The 16573-nt window shown below is 67.7% G+C and carries 16 protein-coding genes; 10 read left to right on the top strand and 6 right to left on the bottom strand.

Annotation, left to right across the window (positions count from 1 at the left end; all coding sequences use genetic code 11):
- On the bottom strand, window positions 1–614 hold a 614-nt coding region (locus BM013_RS31845), incomplete at its 3' end, for a porin (protein ID WP_143098425.1).
- Between the two features lie 231 nt (window positions 615–845).
- Here BM013_RS31845 and BM013_RS31840 point away from each other — a divergent pair.
- From BM013_RS31840 to BM013_RS31825, 4 genes are all read left to right on the top strand, one after another.
- On the top strand, window positions 846–1958 hold the full coding sequence (locus BM013_RS31840; protein ID WP_143098424.1) for a hypothetical protein: 1113 nt from the start codon (window positions 846–848) through the stop codon (window positions 1956–1958).
- A gap of 18 nt (window positions 1959–1976) precedes the next feature.
- On the top strand, window positions 1977–2762 hold the full coding sequence (locus BM013_RS31835; RefSeq protein WP_093132589.1) for a nuclease-related domain-containing protein: 786 nt from the start codon (window positions 1977–1979) through the stop codon (window positions 2760–2762).
- A gap of 4 nt (window positions 2763–2766) precedes the next feature.
- Window positions 2767–3456, top strand: a complete 690-nt coding sequence (locus BM013_RS31830; RefSeq protein ID WP_093132587.1) for a response regulator transcription factor — start codon at window positions 2767–2769, stop codon at window positions 3454–3456.
- Between the two features lie 91 nt (window positions 3457–3547).
- Window positions 3548–5932: an LPS-assembly protein LptD gene (locus BM013_RS31825; protein ID WP_093132585.1), complete on the top strand. Its 2385-nt coding sequence runs from the start codon at window positions 3548–3550 to the stop codon at window positions 5930–5932.
- Here BM013_RS31825 and BM013_RS31820 read toward each other — a convergent pair.
- Window positions 5923–6897, bottom strand: a complete 975-nt coding sequence (locus BM013_RS31820; RefSeq protein ID WP_093132583.1) for a LysR family transcriptional regulator — start codon at window positions 6895–6897, stop codon at window positions 5923–5925. The two genes, BM013_RS31825 and BM013_RS31820, sit on opposite strands and share 10 nt — an antisense overlap.
- A 107-nt stretch (window positions 6898–7004) precedes the next feature.
- On the opposite strand from BM013_RS31820, the gene BM013_RS31815 reads away from it, so the two are divergent.
- From BM013_RS31815 to BM013_RS31800, 4 genes are all read left to right on the top strand, one after another.
- Window positions 7005–7943: a dihydrodipicolinate synthase family protein gene (locus BM013_RS31815; RefSeq protein ID WP_093132581.1), complete on the top strand. Its 939-nt coding sequence runs from the start codon at window positions 7005–7007 to the stop codon at window positions 7941–7943.
- 64 nt (window positions 7944–8007) lie between these two features.
- A complete protein-coding gene (locus BM013_RS31810; protein ID WP_093132579.1) occupies window positions 8008–8976 on the top strand; it encodes a Bug family tripartite tricarboxylate transporter substrate binding protein in 969 nt (322 codons plus the stop codon).
- Window positions 8966–9667 (top strand): SDR family NAD(P)-dependent oxidoreductase, encoded by a 702-nt coding sequence (locus BM013_RS31805; RefSeq protein WP_093132577.1) that lies wholly within the window; start codon window positions 8966–8968, stop codon window positions 9665–9667. Before BM013_RS31810 ends, BM013_RS31805 begins: the two co-directional genes overlap by 11 nt.
- Window positions 9668–9703: 36 nt before the next feature.
- On the top strand, window positions 9704–10870 hold the full coding sequence (locus BM013_RS31800) for a mandelate racemase/muconate lactonizing enzyme family protein (protein ID WP_093132575.1): 1167 nt from the start codon (window positions 9704–9706) through the stop codon (window positions 10868–10870).
- A gap of 188 nt (window positions 10871–11058) precedes the next feature.
- Here the strand turns inward: BM013_RS31800 and BM013_RS31795 are convergent, their stop codons facing one another.
- Window positions 11059–12045 (bottom strand): tripartite tricarboxylate transporter substrate-binding protein, encoded by a 987-nt coding sequence (locus BM013_RS31795; RefSeq protein WP_093132573.1) that lies wholly within the window; start codon window positions 12043–12045, stop codon window positions 11059–11061.
- 203 nt (window positions 12046–12248) lie between these two features.
- Here BM013_RS31795 and BM013_RS31790 point away from each other — a divergent pair, with 203 nt between their 5' ends.
- A complete protein-coding gene (locus BM013_RS31790; protein ID WP_093132571.1) occupies window positions 12249–12791 on the top strand; it encodes a MarR family winged helix-turn-helix transcriptional regulator in 543 nt (180 codons plus the stop codon).
- A 21-nt stretch (window positions 12792–12812) separates the two neighbouring features.
- Here BM013_RS31790 and BM013_RS31785 read toward each other — a convergent pair whose 3' ends face one another.
- On the bottom strand, window positions 12813–13172 hold the full coding sequence (locus BM013_RS31785) for a FlxA-like family protein (protein WP_093218651.1): 360 nt from the start codon (window positions 13170–13172) through the stop codon (window positions 12813–12815).
- Window positions 13173–13287: 115 nt separating this feature from the next.
- Here BM013_RS31785 and BM013_RS31780 point away from each other — a divergent pair, with 115 nt between their 5' ends.
- Window positions 13288–13896, top strand: coding sequence for a hypothetical protein (locus tag BM013_RS31780; protein ID WP_143098423.1), 609 nt, complete (start codon window positions 13288–13290; stop codon window positions 13894–13896).
- 18 nt (window positions 13897–13914) lie between these two features.
- Here the strand turns inward: BM013_RS31780 and BM013_RS31775 are convergent, their stop codons facing one another.
- Window positions 13915–14910: a class I SAM-dependent methyltransferase gene (locus BM013_RS31775; protein ID WP_256221799.1), complete on the bottom strand. Its 996-nt coding sequence runs from the start codon at window positions 14908–14910 to the stop codon at window positions 13915–13917.
- 961 nt (window positions 14911–15871) lie between these two features.
- A complete protein-coding gene (locus tag BM013_RS31770) occupies window positions 15872–16498 on the bottom strand; it encodes a TetR/AcrR family transcriptional regulator (RefSeq protein WP_093132565.1) in 627 nt (208 codons plus the stop codon).
- Window positions 16499–16573 lie beyond the last annotated feature (75 nt).

The raw sequence follows: 16573 nt of genomic DNA, 5'->3' as shown, positions 1-16573 counted from the left end.
CGGCCCGCGCTGCTGCTGGTGGCCGCCGTGGTGCTGGTCGCGTCGGTGCTGGTGTTCTCGTGGAAGCTGTACTGCAGCTGGCCGTAGAAGCCGCCCAGGTTCGGCGGCAGGAAGTAGCCCACCGCGTTGCTGGCGCGCACGTAGTTGGCGTTGTTCAGGCCGGTGCTGCCGCTGACGGTATTGATCACGCTGGAGCCCGAACCGTTGGTGCCGAACGGGTCGAACACGGTGTCGTTCCAGAAGGTGGCGGTGTAGTCGCGGCCCAGGCGCAGTTCGCCGAAGTTGCCCGACAGGCTCACGGTGGAGCGGCGGCTGAAGGTGCTGATGCCGGTGGCGCCGTCGTCGTTGGTGATGGGGGCTTCGAGCCAGAAGCTCGCCGCCAGGCCGCCGCCCAAGTCTTCGGTGCCGCGAAAGCCGATGCGGCTGGAGTTGTAGCCGGAGTTGCTCAGGCTCGTCTTGCTTTGCTTGATCGACGCGCCCGTGGTCGCGTCGCGCGAGGTGGCCGACTGGTAGGTCACGCCGGCGTCGACGACACCGAACAGCGTGACGGACGATTGGGCAGAAGCCAGGCCGCAGACGGCCAGGGCAGCGAATGCCGTGAGGGTTTTCTTCATTCAGGTTTCTCCAGTTTCAGGTCTGATGCGGCCGCTCGGTATCGACCGGCTGTACGCATGGTTTCGTCCAAATCTGGAGGAATTTGGTAGATCCGTTTTCTGCGCCATCGACTGTTGTGCGCGCACATCAAACGCGTTCGCATCGCATGCAGAAGCCCCATTCATCGGTCCTTCAAATTTCTCCCAATTCAGCTGAAAAGATCCGGGCATGACGAAGCTGGAGACTCCAAGGTGAAGCGTTCGAGAACACTGATGGCGGCGATGTGCGGTGCGTTGGTCATCGCATGCGCCAGCACGAGCATGGCGATGGTTCACTCCACGTCGGTGCTGGCGGCGGGCATGTTCGTGGACCACAAGGCGCGTGCACAGACGCCATCGCACACGCCATCGCAGACAGGCGCGAATGCCCACGCATCGAACACGCAGCCCTGGTGGTCCGGCTTCGAGGACGTTGCGATGAACCGGCTGATGGCCGCATCGCAAGGCAGCGCCGGGTCGGGCGTGGCCGCGGCCTACATCGCGCTCAAGGTGAAGACGCTCGAGCTCGTCTACCTGGAGAACACGCGCGCCGCGGTGCAACGGCAAACCGCCCTCCTGCAAGGCAACACGCTGCCGCACGACGACTTCACGAAGCAGCTCGCCGCGCGGCGGGCCGCCGCAAGCGCCAACATCGGCAAGCTGAAGGCGCAGCGCGCGAACTACATCGGCTACCTTGCCGCGCAATGCCACGTGAGCGAAGCGGCCATGAATGAGCTGCTGGCCGATGCGCTGCAGGACAAGTCCTTGCCCCGTTTCGCCGCCGACGTGCCGCGCGAGCTGCCGATGGCGGTGCTGTCGAACCGCAGCGACATCCACCTGGCCGCGGCGCTGTACGACGCGGACGCCGAGGCCATGCCCGCCGGCGTGATCGATGCGACCGCTGCAACCGATGCGGCCGATGCGGCCGGCGAGCAGCAGGCCATCGACATGCCCGGCAAGCCGCTCTACGCGCAGGCCGTGGCGCAGGCGCGCGACCAGGTCGCCACCGCGCTGCAGCGCCTGCGGGCGCAGAGCGAGATCGCCAACATCGCGTATGCGCGCGTGATGAACGCGCGCGCCGAATTCGAACAGTCGAAGTCGCGCCGCGACCGCGCGCAGATTTCCGAAGTGCAGCTGATGGAGGACTTCCAGGGCCTGCTGCTCGACCTGCACGTGCTGGCGGCGGCCAACGGCGAGCTCGCGCTGGCGTGGGTCGTCTTCATGGGAAGCATCGGCAACGACACCTCCGTCGATGCGGTGGCGAACTCATCGAACACGCCGTTGCCGTTTCTGCACAAAGTCTCCCGAAAGTTGCGCAATCCTTGAAGCTCGAAGGAGCCTTACATGACCACTGCCTTGCACAAAGTCCCCGTCCGCCCCGTGCTCACGCTGCCCGGCCAGGGACACCCGAAGCCGGACACCGCCGCGCTCGCGCGCCGCGTGTGCGCCATCGACAGCGAGCAGGCGAACACCACGGCCACCGCGCTGGGCATCCAGCAGCTCGCCGCCGCCTTCCAGCCCGCCTTCGGCCGCATGCATGTGCTCAAGGACCTGGTGATCCCGATGTACGACGGCAGCGCCGTTCCCACGGCCCGCTTCGACGTGGCGCTGGTGTGCGAAGCCGGCGTGTACCTGTTCGAGGTGAAGGGCTGGCGCAACGCGGTGGTGTACCGCAAGACATCGGCGCACACGGTGCCGCGCTGGTTCCTGCGCCAGCGCGGGAATTCGCTGGCACGCGAGGTGAAAGACCCCGCCTGGCAGTGCGGCCGCAAGACCACGCACCTGCGCAGCCTGGTGCCGCCCGACCTGCGCGTGCAGTACTTCGTGCTGCTGCCGTTCGAGGGCGTCGAGCTCGAAGGCGTGATGCCCACCGCCGTGATCACGCCGCAGGACCTGCCCTACATCGCGCGCGTGGCGCGCAACAACGGCCGCACCGAACAGGGCTACCCGATGCTCGACGACGCCGCCATCGACCGCACGCTGCGGCTGCTGTCCGGCCTGCAGGGCGAGCTCACGGTGGACGACCACCTGCGCAACAGCCGGGACCGCAGCGAGCGCGGCGCACCGATGCCGGCGCGTGCCCATGCGCAGGCCAGGCCGACGCACCCGGGCCTGCTGAAGCTGCAATGAGCCGATGAGCCGGATCCTGTTGGTGGAGGAAGAGCGCGAGGCCGCGCCGGCATTGCATGAGGAACTGCGGCGCGCCGGCCACGAGATCGAGCGCATCGACGACGGCGCGGTGGCGCTGCAACGCATCCTCACCGCGCCGCCGGCGCTCACGCTGCTCGACGTGGAGCTGCCGCACGTCAGCGGCCTGCAGATCCTCGAGAAGATCCGCGCGCGCAGCGACCACCCGATCATCATGCTGACCGCGCGTGCCGGCGAGGCCGACCGGTTGCGCGGCTTCGAGCTGGGCGCGGACGACTACGTGTGCAAGCCCTGCTCGCCGAAGGAAGTGGCGGTGCGCATCCACGTGGTGCTGCGCCGCTATGCGCAGCGCACGCGCGTGGCGCGCCCGCAGGCGCCGGTCACCTTCGGCGCGGTGCGCGGCTGCGCGGTGCTCGACGGGCACCACCTGCCGCTCACGCGCCGCGAGTCGCTGCTGCTGCGCGCGCTGTCGCAGGAGCCGGGGCGCGTGCTCACGCGATCGAAGCTGCTGGAGGCGGCGTTTCCGGAAGCGCTGGACGTGAACGAGCGCGCGGTCGACACGCACATCAAGAACCTGCGCAAGAAGCTCGCCACCGTCTCGGCGGCGCACGACTGGATCCGCTCGGTGTACGGCGTCGGCTTTGCGTGGGAATCGCAGGCCCGGCAGGAATCCTGATCCGCGCCCGCTCACTGTCGCCCACTGTCGCCCCCTGTCGACCCTTGCCGATCCACCGGTCCGTCGGTCCCCTCCTGGAAACCTCCCTCTCATGAAATCACGCTGGCGCGGTTGGCCGCTGCCGTCGATGGCGCTGTCGCTGTGGCTGCTGCTGCATGCGCGCACCGCGCCCGCGCAGGAAGCCTGGGTCGAGGCGCCGCTGGTGCTGCAACGCTCGCCGCAGCTGCCCGAGGCCATCGCTCCCGCCGAGCGCGGCACGCGGCCCAGCCTGGTCGACGGCCACAAGCTCTCCGGCCGGCCCGACCTCGAGGTGGTGGTCGAGGGCGATGCGTCGCTGCGGCGCGGCGACACGCGCATCACCGCCGACCGGCTCGAGTACCAGCCGCCGGGCGACCTCGCCACGGCCACCGGCAGCGTGCACCTGAACCAGGCCGGCAACGTGTACGAAGGGCCCGAGCTGCACCTGAAGCTCGAGAGCTTCGAGGGCTTCTTCACCCACGTGCGCTACACGCTGCTGGCCACCGGCGCGCACGGCGAGGCCGAGCGCATCGACTTCGTCGACCCGCAGGTGTCGGTGGCGCGGCACGTCACCTACACCACCTGCCTGCGCGAGAACTACGCCGGCTGGGTGCCCGCGTGGATGCTCAGCGCCGTGACCATGACCACCGACACCGGCACCAACCTGGCCACCGCCACCGACGCGCAGATCAGCTTCCTGGGACTGACCACGCCCGCGCTGCCGTCGGTGAGCTTTCCGCTCACCAACGCGCGCCAGAGCGGCCTGCTGCCGCCGGTGTTCGGCTTCGACAGCACCAACGGCTTCGAGTACCTGCAGCCCTACTACTGGAACATCGCGCCCAACCGCGACGCCACGCTGTACCCGGAGATCATGAGCAACCGCGGAGTGAACCTGGGCACCGAGTTCCGCTACCTCGAGAAGGGCTACAGCGGCCAGGTGCGCGTCGACACCATGCCCAGCGACGCGCTGCGCGAGCGCAGCCGCTGGGGCCTGTGGGCCTCGCACAGCCAGCAGCTCGACCCCAAGCCCTTCGGGCTCGACTCGCTCACCACCGCGTTCAACATCAACCGCGTGAGCGACGACGACTACTGGCGCGACTTCTCGCACACGCCCACGATGACCTCGCGCCAGCTCACCAACGAGGCCGACCTCAACTGGACCAAGGGCGACTGGAGCGGGCAGGCGCGCACGCTGTCCTACCAGACGCTGCAGTACGCGGCCTCGCCGATCACGCCGTCGTACAACCGCGTGCCGCAGGTCACGGCCAACTACAACACCTACGACTGGCACGGCTTCGACGTGTCGGGCACGCTGGACTACACGCGCTTCCAGGTCGACTCGGCCTACGCGCCCACGCTCAACGGCGTCAAGCAGCCCGACGGCGAGCGGCTGGTGGGCAACCTGCAGATCAGCCGCCCGTGGGTTTCGCCGGGCGGCTACGTCATTCCCAAGCTGCTGCTGCACACCGCCTCCTACCAGCTCGCGTCGCCGCTGGCCGACGGGCGCACCAGCGTCACCAGCGCGGTGCCGACCGTGAGCCTGGACAGCGGCCTGGTGTTCGAGCGCGACGCGAGCCTGTTCGGCCACGCATGGCGCCAGACGCTGGAGCCGCGCGCCTTCTACGTGCACACGCCCTACCGCGACCAGAGCCAGCTGCCGGTGTACGACTCGGCCGCCAACGACGTGAGCTTTGCCACGCTCTATACCGAGAACGCGTTCTCGGGCAACGACCGCGTGTCGGACACGAACACGCTGACCACCGGCGTGACGACGCGGCTGATCGACCCCGTGACGGGCGCCGAGTCGGCGCGCTTCGGCATCGCGCAGCGCTTTCGCTTCAGCGACCAGAACGTGACGCTGCCCGGTGGCACCGCCGTGACCGACCGCTCGGGCGACTTCATCTTCGGCGGGCAGGTGCACTGGAGCCCGAAGTGGAGCGTCGACGGCCTGGCGCAATACAACATGGACAGCGGCAAGACCACGCGCGACGCGCTCACGCTGCGCTACACGCCCGAGCGCTACCACACGCTCACTGCGGCCTTGCGCTACCAGGCGGACAGCAGCACCACCGCGAACGACGGCACCGAAACGGTCGACTTCAACTGGCAGTGGCCGCTGAGCGAACTCACGCGCGGGGTGTTCGGCGGCAAGTCGCCCAACGACCCGGGGCGCTGGTATGCGGTGGGCCGGCTGAGCTACAGCCTGCACGACCGCGCGATGTCCGACAGCCTGATCGGCGCGGAGTACAACGCCTGCTGCTGGGTCGGTCGCATCGTGCTGGAACGGCTGGTGTCGGGCCGCGCCACGCCCGACACGCGGCTGATGTTCCAGCTCCAGTTCAACGGCTTCGGCAACATCGGCTCGAACCCGACCAGCACGCTGCTGCAGAACATCCAGGGCTACCAGCCGTTGAACCAGCCGACGGCCTCGCCGAGCCGGTTCACCAACTACGACTGAGGACCAGCGCCGGTCAACGCCGGTCGGGGCTGATCAGGGCCTTCGCTGACCAGCGCCCACAACGCCTCGGCCACCGGCGCCATCCGGGCCTGCTGGCGATAGAGGCGGATGTCCACCGGCACGCGCCAGCCGCCCGCGCCGGCGTCCACCAGCGCGCCGCTGCGCAGGTCGTCGGCCACCAGGCTCATCGGCAGCCACGCGAGGCCGCGGCCTTCGAGCGCCATGGTGCGCAGCAGCGCGGCATGGTGGGCCGTGAAGACGACCGGCAGCGACGCGGCGAAGTCCTTGCCGAACTCGCTGTCCTTGTCCTGGATGGCGCGCATGATCCGCCCCAGCCCCGAGGCCTCGCTGTAGGCCAGCACGGCGGGTGCCGCGGCCGTGCCGAGCGCATGCAGCGGCGCGCCACCGGCGCCGGCCGCGGACACCGGCACCAGCACGTCTTCGCTCAGGCGCCGCACCGGGTACTGCGCCTCGTCGAGCCGGCCCGGCGCGCCCGCATGGCCGTGGCACAGCACGAACTGCACGCGGCGCTGCAGCATCAGGTCTTCGCAGGCGTACGAGCTGTCGGACACGGTCTGGATCGGGCCCGTGCTCAGCCGGGCCTCCACGCTGCCCAGCCAGCGCGAAAAGAAGGTCAGCGACAGCACGTGCGTGGCCGCGAAGCTCAGGCTGGCGGCGTCGAGGTCGTGCGCGGCGCGGGCCTTGATGCGCGCGGCCTCCAGGCCGGCCAGCACCTCCTGCAGCAGCGGCTGGAAGCGCTTGCCGGCCGCGGTCAGCGCGGTGGGGTGGGCGCTGCGGTCGAACAGGTCGACGCCCACCCACTCCTCGAGCGAGCGGATGTGCCGGCTGAACGCGGGCTGGGCGATGGAGCGGGCCTGCGCGGCGCGCGAGAAATTGCCGCTCTCGGCCAGGGCCAGGAAATCTTCCAGCCATTCCAGGTCGAGCGGTCGGTTGCCAGGGCCCATGCGCAGCGCGGTTGAATAGTTGTATGCGATTCCAGTATTGGACGGCTCGGCCCCGGCGGCAAAAGATGCACCCATTCCTGCACCTTGAACCACAACGGAGACACAGCATGCCTTCCATCGCGAATTATCGCGGGATCATTCCCGCCATTTCCTGCCCCTTCACGCCCGACCACCGCATCGACGAGCCGGCCCTGCGCAAGCTGGCCTCCTGGCTTGCCGGCCATGACGGCGTGGTGGCCGTCATGACCAACGGCCACACCGGCGAGGTGTTCTCGCTCACGCCGTCGGAGCGCGCCGAGGTGACGCGCATCGTGGCCGACGAGCTGCGCGGGCGCATGCCGGTGATCTCGTCGATCGTCTGCGAAGGCCTGGCCGAAGCCGCCGAGCACGCACGCGCCGCGCAGGCCGCGGGCGCCGTGGCGCTGGACGTGATGCCGCCGCACCACTGGCTGCGCTTCGGCTTCACGCCTGGCCATGCGCTGCAGTACTTCGAGGCCATCCACCGCGCCGCGCCCGAGCTCGACCTGGTCTGCCACGTGTACCCCGCCTGGACGCGCGCCTCGTACTCGTCGCAGCTGCTGGCCGAACTGGCCCGCCTGCCCTACCTGCAGGCCTTCAAGGTCGGCCAGCGCGACATGAACAAGTACGCCCGCGACATCCAGGCGATCCGCGAGGCCGATGCGTCCAAGGCCATCCTGACCTGCCACGACGAGTACCTGCTGGCCTCGATGGTGCAGGGCGTGGACGGCGCGCTGGTCGGCTTCGCCACCTTCATTCCGCAACTGATCATCGACCTGTGGAACGCCGTGAAGGCCGGCGACCTGACGAAGGCGATGGCGGTGCAGGCCCTCATCACGCCGCTGAAGGACGCGGTGTACGGCGGCGGCGAGCCGACCGGCGAGGCGCATGCGCGCATGAAGGGCGGCATGTTCCTGGCCGGCGTGCTCGACAACGCCACCGTGCGCCCGCCGACCGAGGCGCCGAACGCGCGCGAGATGGACGCGCTGCGCGCCGCGGTCGAGCAGGCGGGGCTGTCGAAGCGCTGAGCCCACGGGGCGGCGCTGCACACCCCAGCGGCGCCGCCCAAAAAAACACAAGGAGACAAGAGACATGCAACGCAACCATTTCCTGCGGGCCACGCTGGCCGCCCTTGCGCTGGCCGCGGCGTCCACCGGCTTCGCCCAGACCTGGCCCAGCCGGCCGGTGCGCATGGTGATTCCGTTTCCGCCCGGCGGCACGCTCGACACCATCGGCCGCCTGCTGGCGCAGAAGCTCGGCGAGCAGACGGGCCAGACCTTCATCGTGGAGAACCGCGCCGGCGGCAACGGCATCATCGGCGCCGACGTGGTGTCGAAGGCGCCCGCCGACGGCTACACGCTGCTGTTCAACGCCTCCACCTTCACCACCGCGCCGATGACCATGAAGTCGGTGCCGTACGACGTGGTGAAAGACTTCACGCCCGTGGCGCTGGTGGCCAAGGCGCCGCTGTCGGTGGCCGTGAACAAGAACCTGCCGGTGACCGACGTGAAGTCGCTCATCGCATATGCCAAGTCGCACCCCGGCAAGATGACCTTCGCGGTGGGCTCCATCGGCTCGGCGGGCCACCTGTCGACCGAGCTGCTCAAGCGCGCGGGCGGCGGGCTGGACTACCTGATCGTGCCGTACAAGGGCACGGCGCCCGCGTTCCAGGACCTGATCGGCGGGCAGATCGACGGCTTCATCGACCCCATCCTGGGGTCGCTGCAGTACCACAAGAGCGGCATGGTGAAGGTGATCGCGGTCACCTCGGCCGCGCGCGCCACCAGCCTGCCGAACGTGCCCACGGTGGCCGAGAGCATTCCGGGCTACGAGTTCTACAGCTGGTACGGCCTGTGGGGTCCGGCGAAGCTGCCGCCGGCCGTCACGCAGCGGCTGAACGCCGAGGTCAACAAGGCACTGGGCACCGACATGCGCGAGACGCTGAACGCGCAGGGCCTGCTGCTCACGCCGGGCAGCGTGGACGAGTTCGTCAAGTTCCAGCAGGCCGACATGGAGCGCTCGCGCAAGATCATCGTGGAGGGCAACATCCATGTCGAATGAGTCCGCCCCGCATGCCGTGGTGACCGGCAGCAGCGGCGGCATCGGCCGCGCCATCGCGTCGCAGCTGCTCGCGCAAGGCTGGCGCGTGAGCGGGCTCGACCTGGCCGCGCCCACGCTGGCCCACGAAGCCTTCGCGCATGTGGCGGTGGACCTGTGCGATGCCGATGCCATCGCGCGCGCGGCAGCCGGCCTGCAGGACGCGCAGGCGCTGGTGCATGCGGCCGGCGTGCTGCGCGTGGGCCCGCTGGGCGCGCTCGACCATGCGGGCGGCGCGCTGATGTGGCGCCTGCATGTGGATGCCGCCACGCGGCTGGCCGACGCGCTCGTGCCCGCCATGGCCGCTCGCGGCCACGGGCGCGTGGTGTTCGTCGGCAGCCGCGTCGCGCAGGGCCTGCCCGGTCGCGGCCAGTACGCCGCGACCAAGGCCGCGCTGATCGCGCTCGCGCGCAGCTGGGCGGCCGAGGTGGCGGCCCAGGGCGTGACCGTCAACGTGGTGTCGCCCGGCGCCACGCAGACCTCGATGCTGCAGGACCCGGCGCGCGCGGGCAGCGCACCGCGCCTGCCGCCCATCGGCCGGCTGATCCAGCCCGAGGAAATCGCCGCGCTCGTGGGCTTCCTGCTGTCGCCGCCGGCCGCGGCCATCACCGGGCAGGACGTCGCCATCTGCGGCGGCTCGTCGCTGAACCGCTGAACGCTTTTCCCCTTTTCCTTTTCATTGAACCCGACCATGAAAATCGTCAACATCCTCGAGTCCACGCGTCCCATCAAGTCGGACATCCGCAACGCCTACATCGACTTCTCGAAGATGACCCTGAGCCTGGTGGCCGTGGTCACCGACGTGATCCGCGACGGCAAGCCGGTCATCGGCTACGGCTTCAACTCCAACGGCCGCTACGGCCAGGGCGGGCTGATTCGCGAGCGCTTCCTGCCGCGCCTGCTCGAGGCCGAGCCCGCGTCGCTGCTCGACGAGACGGGCGAGAACCTCGACCCCCACAAGATCTGGGCGCGCATGATGATCAACGAGAAGCCCGGCGGCCACGGCGAGCGCTCGGTGGCCGTGGGCACCATCGACATGGCTGTGTGGGACGCCACCGCCAAGATCGCGGGCCAACCGCTGTACCAGCTGCTGGCCGAGCGCTACGGCACCGGCACGCCGAACCCGCGCGTGTTCGTGTACGCCGCGGGCGGCTACTACTACCCCGGCAAGGGCGTGGAAGGCCTGCAGCGCGAGATGACCAGCTACCTGGAGCGCGGCTACTCGGTGGTGAAGATGAAGATCGGCGGCGCCACGCTGGCCGAGGACTGCGAGCGCATCGAGTCGGTGCTGAAGATCCTTGGCCCGGGCCAGCAGCTGGCGGTGGACGCCAACGGCCGCTTCGACCTGCAGACGGCCGTCGACTACGGCCGCGCGCTGTCGCAGTACCCGCTGTTCTGGTACGAGGAAGCCGGCGACCCGCTCGACTACGAACTGCAGGCGAAGCTGGGCGAGGTGTACGCCGGCTCCATGGCCACGGGCGAGAACCTGTTCTCGATGCAGGACGCGCGCAACCTCATCCGCCACGGCGGCATGCGGCCCGACCGCGACTGGCTGCAGTTCGACTGCGCGCTGAGCTACGGCCTGGTGGAGTACCTGCGCACGCTCGACATGCTGAAGGAGAACGGCTGGTCGCCCTCGCGCTGCATTCCGCACGGCGGCCACCAGATGTCGCTGGCCATTGCGGCGGGCCTGGGCCTGGGCGGCAACGAGAGCTACCCCGACCTGTTCCAGCCCTACGGCGGCTTCCCCGACGGCGTGAAGGTCGACAACGGCTACGTCACGCTGCCGCCGCTGCCGGGCATCGGCTTCGAGGGCAAGGCCGATCTCATTTCGGAGATGCGGGCGCTTGCCGGCTGAGGCAGGAAAACCTCGATCCGCCCACCGTGCTTCGCCAGACGTTAGACGCTAGAGGCGCGGCGCATGAAACCGGCACGGCAAAGGCCAGGAACACCGCGGAACCGGCTTTGCCGGGCCGCCGGTGTTGCCCCCAGCAGGGGGTTGGAGAAGCGACGCGAAGCGCGCGAAGCCTGGGGGGCGAGTCTGAGCTATGGCTGGAAGCCCGAGCGGCGCACCACCGGCTCCCATTGCTGGCGGTAGGTCTTGAGCATCTGCGCGGTTTCGGCCGCGGTGCTGACCACTGGCGTGATGTAGAGCGCGTCGGCCGCCTTCTGCAGCCCCGGGTCCTTCATGACGTCGTGGATTGCACTGGACAGCAGTTGCACCTTCGCGGGTGCCATGGTGCTGGGCGCGAAGAAGGTGTTCCAGCCATCGGCATCGATCTTCATGCCGGCTTCGCGGAAGGTCGGGATGTTGGGCGCGAAGCTTGCGCGCTTCTTGCCCGACACCGCCAGGATTCGGATCTTGCCGGCCACGTGCTGCGGATAGACCGAGTCGAGCGTGTCGATGGCGATCGGCAGGTTGCCGCCGATCAGGTCGGCCGTCAGCGGCGCCGAGCCACCGTAGCCCTTGATCTGCGGCTGCACGCTGAGTGCGTCGCCCACCATCAGGCCGAAGAAGTGAGGCAGGCTGCCGGTGGCGGGCACGCCGAACACGGCCTCTTCCGGATGCGCCCAGAGCCGGCCCACGAGGAACATCGCGCGGTCGAGCTGCAGCTTGGTGCCCACGGCCAGCGCGAAGTCGTAGCTGCTGACCTGCGAGACGGGCACGAAGTCCTTGTCGGGGTCGTAGCCCGCGTCCTTGAACACCAGCGGCGCCACCACCATCACGGCGGGGTTGCCCAGCATCAGCGCGTTCTGGCCCGCGGGCGTGCGCTTCACTTCCTTGGCCGCGAGCCGGCCGCCTTCACCGGGGCGGTTTTCGACCGTCACCTTCACGCCGAGCTTGGGGGCGAGGCGTTCGGCGATCAGGCGCGCCATGCGGTCGGTGCTGCCGCCGGGCGCGTAGCCGACCACGAGGGCCAGCGGTCCGTCGAGCGCGGGCGTCTGCGCGTGGGCGGTGTGCATCAGCGGTGCGCAGGCGGACAGGGCAACGCCCCATGCCATGAGCTTTCGCCGTGAAAAGAATGCGGGCATGGAGTCTCCTGCGGGCAGTTGTAGTGGGTGGGCACGCGCGAGTTGCGCGGCGTCTTCGCGGCGAGAATCGAGCACCGCCAAGTTGTTGCTGTTCGTGCAAATTTGTGACGGAGTTATACGTACGCAGCAAACAGTTGATCTAATCCATCACTTGTGCGCCGAGGCGAACCGACCACATTCGCCGCCTTCATTAATCCATCCGTATGCAAGCCTTCCCCAACGCCGCCGCGTTGCGCGCGCCAAGCGCACTGACCGACCTGCTTCTTTACCGCCTTGCGCGCGCCATGCGCGCGGGCAGCGGCATGGCGACGCGGCTGGTCGAAGGAGGTTTCGGCATCACGCGCCGCGAGTGGGGAATGATCGCCACGCTCGCGCAGGAGGGCGAGATGACGTCGTCCACGCTGGCCACGCACCTCAACCTCGACCGCGTGCGCACTTCGCGCGGGCTGCGCAGCCTGGTCGAGAAGAAGCTGGTGGAACGGCGCCAGGACGCCGAGGACCGGCGCGAGGTGCACGTGCGCCTGAGCGACTCGGGCCTGCAGCTCTTCGGCCAGCTGTTTCCGCGCATTGCGGGGCTGAACACCGGCCTGCTCGAAGGCATCGAGCCGGCGCACCTGGACATTCTTCTGCAGTGCCTGCGCCACCTGGAGCAGCGCGGGGACGAACTGATCGCGCAGGGCACGATCGCCGAGAAGGCCGACCGGCGCTCGGGCGGTACCCGGCACCGGTGGCCCGAACGCAACTGACGCGGCAAGGCCGCGCCGGGCTCAGGCCTCGACGTTCAGCGTGCCGCCGATGGGCACGCCGTTGGCGTTGGTGCGGAAGGCGTTCGAGGGCGAAGCGCCCTGTTCCACCGCCTTGACCTCCTTGGCCTCCGCGCTTTTCTGCAGGGCCGCGGCCTGCACGGCCTTCAGCTGTGCCTGCAGCATGGCGAGCTGGGTCGTGAGCGATTGCAGCTGCTGCTCGACCGCCTTGCGCGCATCGCCCTCGGGCGTTTCGACCAGCGTCTTCTGCGTGGCCGTGATCTGCTTTTGCGTCGCGGTGATCTGGCGCGTGATCTTCGCGACCTCCGCGGCCGTGCCGCTTCCGCTCGCGGAGGTGCTCGAAGCACCGATGGCAGTCAGCATGTGAATCCTCTTGTTGTGTGGTGGATAGAGGACTATCGGCAGGGGGGAGGAAAAGTGAAGGGGCTGGCGCGCGCATGTGCCGCAATCTCCTGTGCGTGCCGCACTTCCTTCCAGCTTGATCGACTTCGTCATCCCCAATCACCGCCGGGGAACTGGAATGGCGCAGCTGTTACTCAGCGCAGTGGTCGTCCGCGGACGGACTCCGCTGAACGGGGCCATCCCGGACACGCGCCGCACCCAGAAGAGCAACGCCGCTTCGACCTGCCCGGACTGGGGCAAGTTCTCTTCGGCACGAGCCTGGAGGTACCTCACGACGAAGGCGCACGCCCGCTGTCGCACACGGCCAGCCGAATGGTTGTTCGACCTGCTCGGCAAGCTCGGACTAGAGGACGACGCATACCACGCCACCTGCCTCCTCTTGATGGAGTACTCGAACGAGGTCGCGACCCCTTACACCGGCGAAGAGGCACCAGCGGCCGTCGTGCCGGAACCCGGGCCCGAAGCCGGAGAGGAGGTTGCGCCGGCCGTTGAGCTCGACGCCGACGATGTCGACCGCGCAATCTCAACTCTGCCTAAAGTAAAGATTCTGGAAGAAAAAATACCGAATGAACTCGCTGCAAGCCGCTTCCTCGCCGCAATGGTCACGCGCGTCCTTCGCGCGACACCGGTAAGCATGCACAAAGAAGCTCGAAGTCGGCGTGCACTGGGTGAGTTGCGGCGATAACAGGCGACACCCCACAAGTCAGGTACCGCGTCGCACCACGATGCCCACCGATGTGCATGTGTGGCCAGCAAGTAACAGCTTAAGGTGGACATCGCCGGAGTAAGGCGGCACATCGACATGAAAGTCGAGGGCGTGCGCGAACGGCCCTATCCTGAACTCCTCGACATCGTGCCCACGGTCCCGCAGCCGTTGCACCAGCGCTTCCATGTCGCGGCGCCGATAGATCACGGTATCGCCGCTCTCTACGGTCCTATCGTTTGAGGAGGCATTGAACTCGGTGGTGTGTACGGCTACGCCGCCAGGCTTCAAGGTCGTCTCCACCGCATTGACCACGAACTGTAGTCCGGCATCCAGGGAGCCCAGATGCTCGAAGCAGCAGGATGACCAATTGAAGTCGTAGCCCGTGAACTCCGGCCCGATGGCGTTCATGTCGCAGTAGGCGTGCGTCACATGCTGCGCCAGCTTTTCGTCGGGCACGATTGCCGGGTAGCTCAGCCCCTCAAGCGCCGCGCTGTGTTGATTGGTCGATGTCCATGAGGAAGTGGTTGCCAGATCCAACGGGGCGTCGGTCGCCGTGATGTTGGCACCGAGCGAGGCGAACACTGCGGGCAGCGGCTCCCGCCCCACGCCGAACACGAGGCCACGAGACCCCGACTGGACAGCACCCGACTCCAGCAGCTTGTGCAGCACGAACACCCATTCCCATTGCTTGCGGTGGAACCGAGGCCGCTCATCGATCAGCTTGCACAGTTGGATGAAGCGCGGGTGGTAGAAGTCGGCAGCCTGGCAGTTGGAATACTGGAGGAAAGGCGTTTCTGCCGGCACCTGGTCGAAGCTTGGGTTCGGGGAGAACGTCGAGTAGCGCGAGTTCTTAAGCTCAAAGCGCAGCGCATCGATCTGGGATTGGTGGTGCTCAAGCGCGGCGGCGATTTTGCTGTCAACGCGGGCATCGATGCGGCGGCGCACAGGCGCCCACATCGGGTGTAGAACGTTCTTGGTGAGGGTCTTGAGCATGGGGCTGAAGGATATCCCCTCTCGTGAGTTCGAAAAATCCTGGTAGTCCTTGCCAACCCTTCAAGATTTCTGGGTCATTGCTCAGGTCTACGGGACGCTCGCATTGCAGGAAGAGCCGTCAGGTCCACCCAATACCGACCGTCAAGTTGCCTTCGTGTTCGTAACTCATGCCTAATTTTCGTTCGAGCAGCATCTCCGCCACTCTCACGCCCTGCTCGAGGTCAGCGATTGCAAGGGCACGCACTGAAGAATAAAGCGACCGAGACCCGTAAAAACGGGTGATAAGGCGCCCCCCCGGAGGGTACCCGCGGCTCCAGTACTTGCGGGGCTTAGAACCTCGCCGACCGGCTCGTAAAAACAACGACCCGAAGCGAGCGGGCTCGGTGGGGGTTAGACCGCGCGCCGGCGGGGGGGCGGCCCGCCCCCGGCGCGGCCGGCCCTCGTGGCGGCGGGGCGCGGCGAGGCCCGTGGCAGCCCCGTGGAGAGGCCGAGCGGACTAACGCGGGGCGCGAAGACACAGGCACGAAAAAAGGGCGCTATGCGCGCCCTCTGGTCTTTGCGGTGAAGGGTTTCAGGCTGCTTTGGTCAGTGCGGAACGACACTGTTCTTTCGTCAATGCGCCATTGAGCGTTCGTCGGCCGGCGCGAAGGGTCGCCCGATTGGCGCTGCGGCCAGGCACGGCACGGCACGGCACGGCACGGCACGGCACGGCACGTGCAGAATGCGACCAACAGCCGGAACCGCCAAGGCTGTGTGAAAACTCATCGCGCTACTGGCCATATCGGAAGTGGACCTCTCCGATCGATCAAGGATCGACGATCCAAGACGAGGGAAGGGTTTGAGTACCCCCCGAAAACACGCCAATCGCGAGTTCTCACGCAACCTCGGCCACAAGTGGTCGTTGAGTCAGAGGACATCAAAGCCTACTGCCCCCAACGCCCCCTAATGCCGGCGTCAACTTTCAAGTCCCGCGCTTTCCGCGTCGCGGAAGGAGCACCAAGTCGGCCGCTTCCTCAGCATCCTTGAGGAGCGTCCTGCGCGGCATGCCCATCTGCGCACGCATGGTCAGCCCGCGCGCGAAATCCGTGACTTGGGTTGCGCGCGTGGCTACGGGAAAGTCAGATGGAATTTCTCCCGCGCTGATCCCGTCCCGGAAGCGACCTTCAACCAGTGCCGCTCCACCAGCGGCCGCGTTCTGCAGGAATTTTCGGACCTCAGCGTCGTCCACAAGAGGCGCCACGCACAAGAGAAGGCAGCCAGGGGCAGAACCTTTCTCGGTTGCACTGTCTACGGCCTGCCTGAGGAAACTTGCGAGCGAGTCGCGGAGGGTGCCCTGCGCGAGGAGTGCCTTGGCTGCGAGAGCACCCTTCCTCTCTGCGTACGCCTTGAGAGCCCGCAAAAATATCGCCCGCTTGTCCCCAAAGACGGCGTAGAGGCTCGGACGTCCCACGCCCATCCCAGCGACGAGATCGTCGATCGTCACTCCATCGTATCCCTTTGACCGAAAAACCTGAGTCGCCTTGTGCAGCGCCTCCGCCTCATCGAAGCTGCGCGGTCTACCCCTTGGCCTAACAGTATTTTGAATCATTTGGTTCAAAACTCATTGACAGTCATCATCGCATCAATATACAACTGAATAGTTCTAAATTAGCAAGTCAAAACG

Source organism: Variovorax sp. OK605 (genome assembly GCF_900115445.1).
Taxonomy (GTDB): Bacteria; Pseudomonadota; Gammaproteobacteria; order Burkholderiales; family Burkholderiaceae_C; genus Variovorax.
The sequence above is the reverse complement of the archived record's forward strand: the minus strand, read 5'-3'. Positions and strand labels throughout refer to the sequence as shown.

Coding starts and splice junctions, on each gene's coding strand:
- BM013_RS31790 (WP_093132571.1), top strand. CDS start 12,249: ATGCAAGCCTTCCCCAACGCCGCCGCGTTGCGCGCGCCAAGCGCACTG.
- BM013_RS31835 (WP_093132589.1), top strand. CDS start 1,977: ATGACCACTGCCTTGCACAAAGTCCCCGTCCGCCCCGTGCTCACGCTG.
- BM013_RS31825 (WP_093132585.1), top strand. CDS start 3,548: ATGAAATCACGCTGGCGCGGTTGGCCGCTGCCGTCGATGGCGCTGTCG.
- BM013_RS31800 (WP_093132575.1), top strand. CDS start 9,704: ATGAAAATCGTCAACATCCTCGAGTCCACGCGTCCCATCAAGTCGGAC.
- BM013_RS31820 (WP_093132583.1), bottom strand. CDS start 6,897: ATGGGCCCTGGCAACCGACCGCTCGACCTGGAATGGCTGGAAGATTTC.
- BM013_RS31830 (WP_093132587.1), top strand. CDS start 2,767: ATGAGCCGGATCCTGTTGGTGGAGGAAGAGCGCGAGGCCGCGCCGGCA.
- BM013_RS31810 (WP_093132579.1), top strand. CDS start 8,008: ATGCAACGCAACCATTTCCTGCGGGCCACGCTGGCCGCCCTTGCGCTG.
- BM013_RS31795 (WP_093132573.1), bottom strand. CDS start 12,045: ATGCCCGCATTCTTTTCACGGCGAAAGCTCATGGCATGGGGCGTTGCC.
- BM013_RS31775 (WP_256221799.1), bottom strand. CDS start 14,910: ATGCTCAAGACCCTCACCAAGAACGTTCTACACCCGATGTGGGCGCCT.
- BM013_RS31770 (WP_093132565.1), bottom strand. CDS start 16,498: ATGATTCAAAATACTGTTAGGCCAAGGGGTAGACCGCGCAGCTTCGAT.
- BM013_RS31805 (WP_093132577.1), top strand. CDS start 8,966: ATGTCGAATGAGTCCGCCCCGCATGCCGTGGTGACCGGCAGCAGCGGC.
- BM013_RS31815 (WP_093132581.1), top strand. CDS start 7,005: ATGCCTTCCATCGCGAATTATCGCGGGATCATTCCCGCCATTTCCTGC.
- BM013_RS31785 (WP_093218651.1), bottom strand. CDS start 13,172: ATGCTGACTGCCATCGGTGCTTCGAGCACCTCCGCGAGCGGAAGCGGC.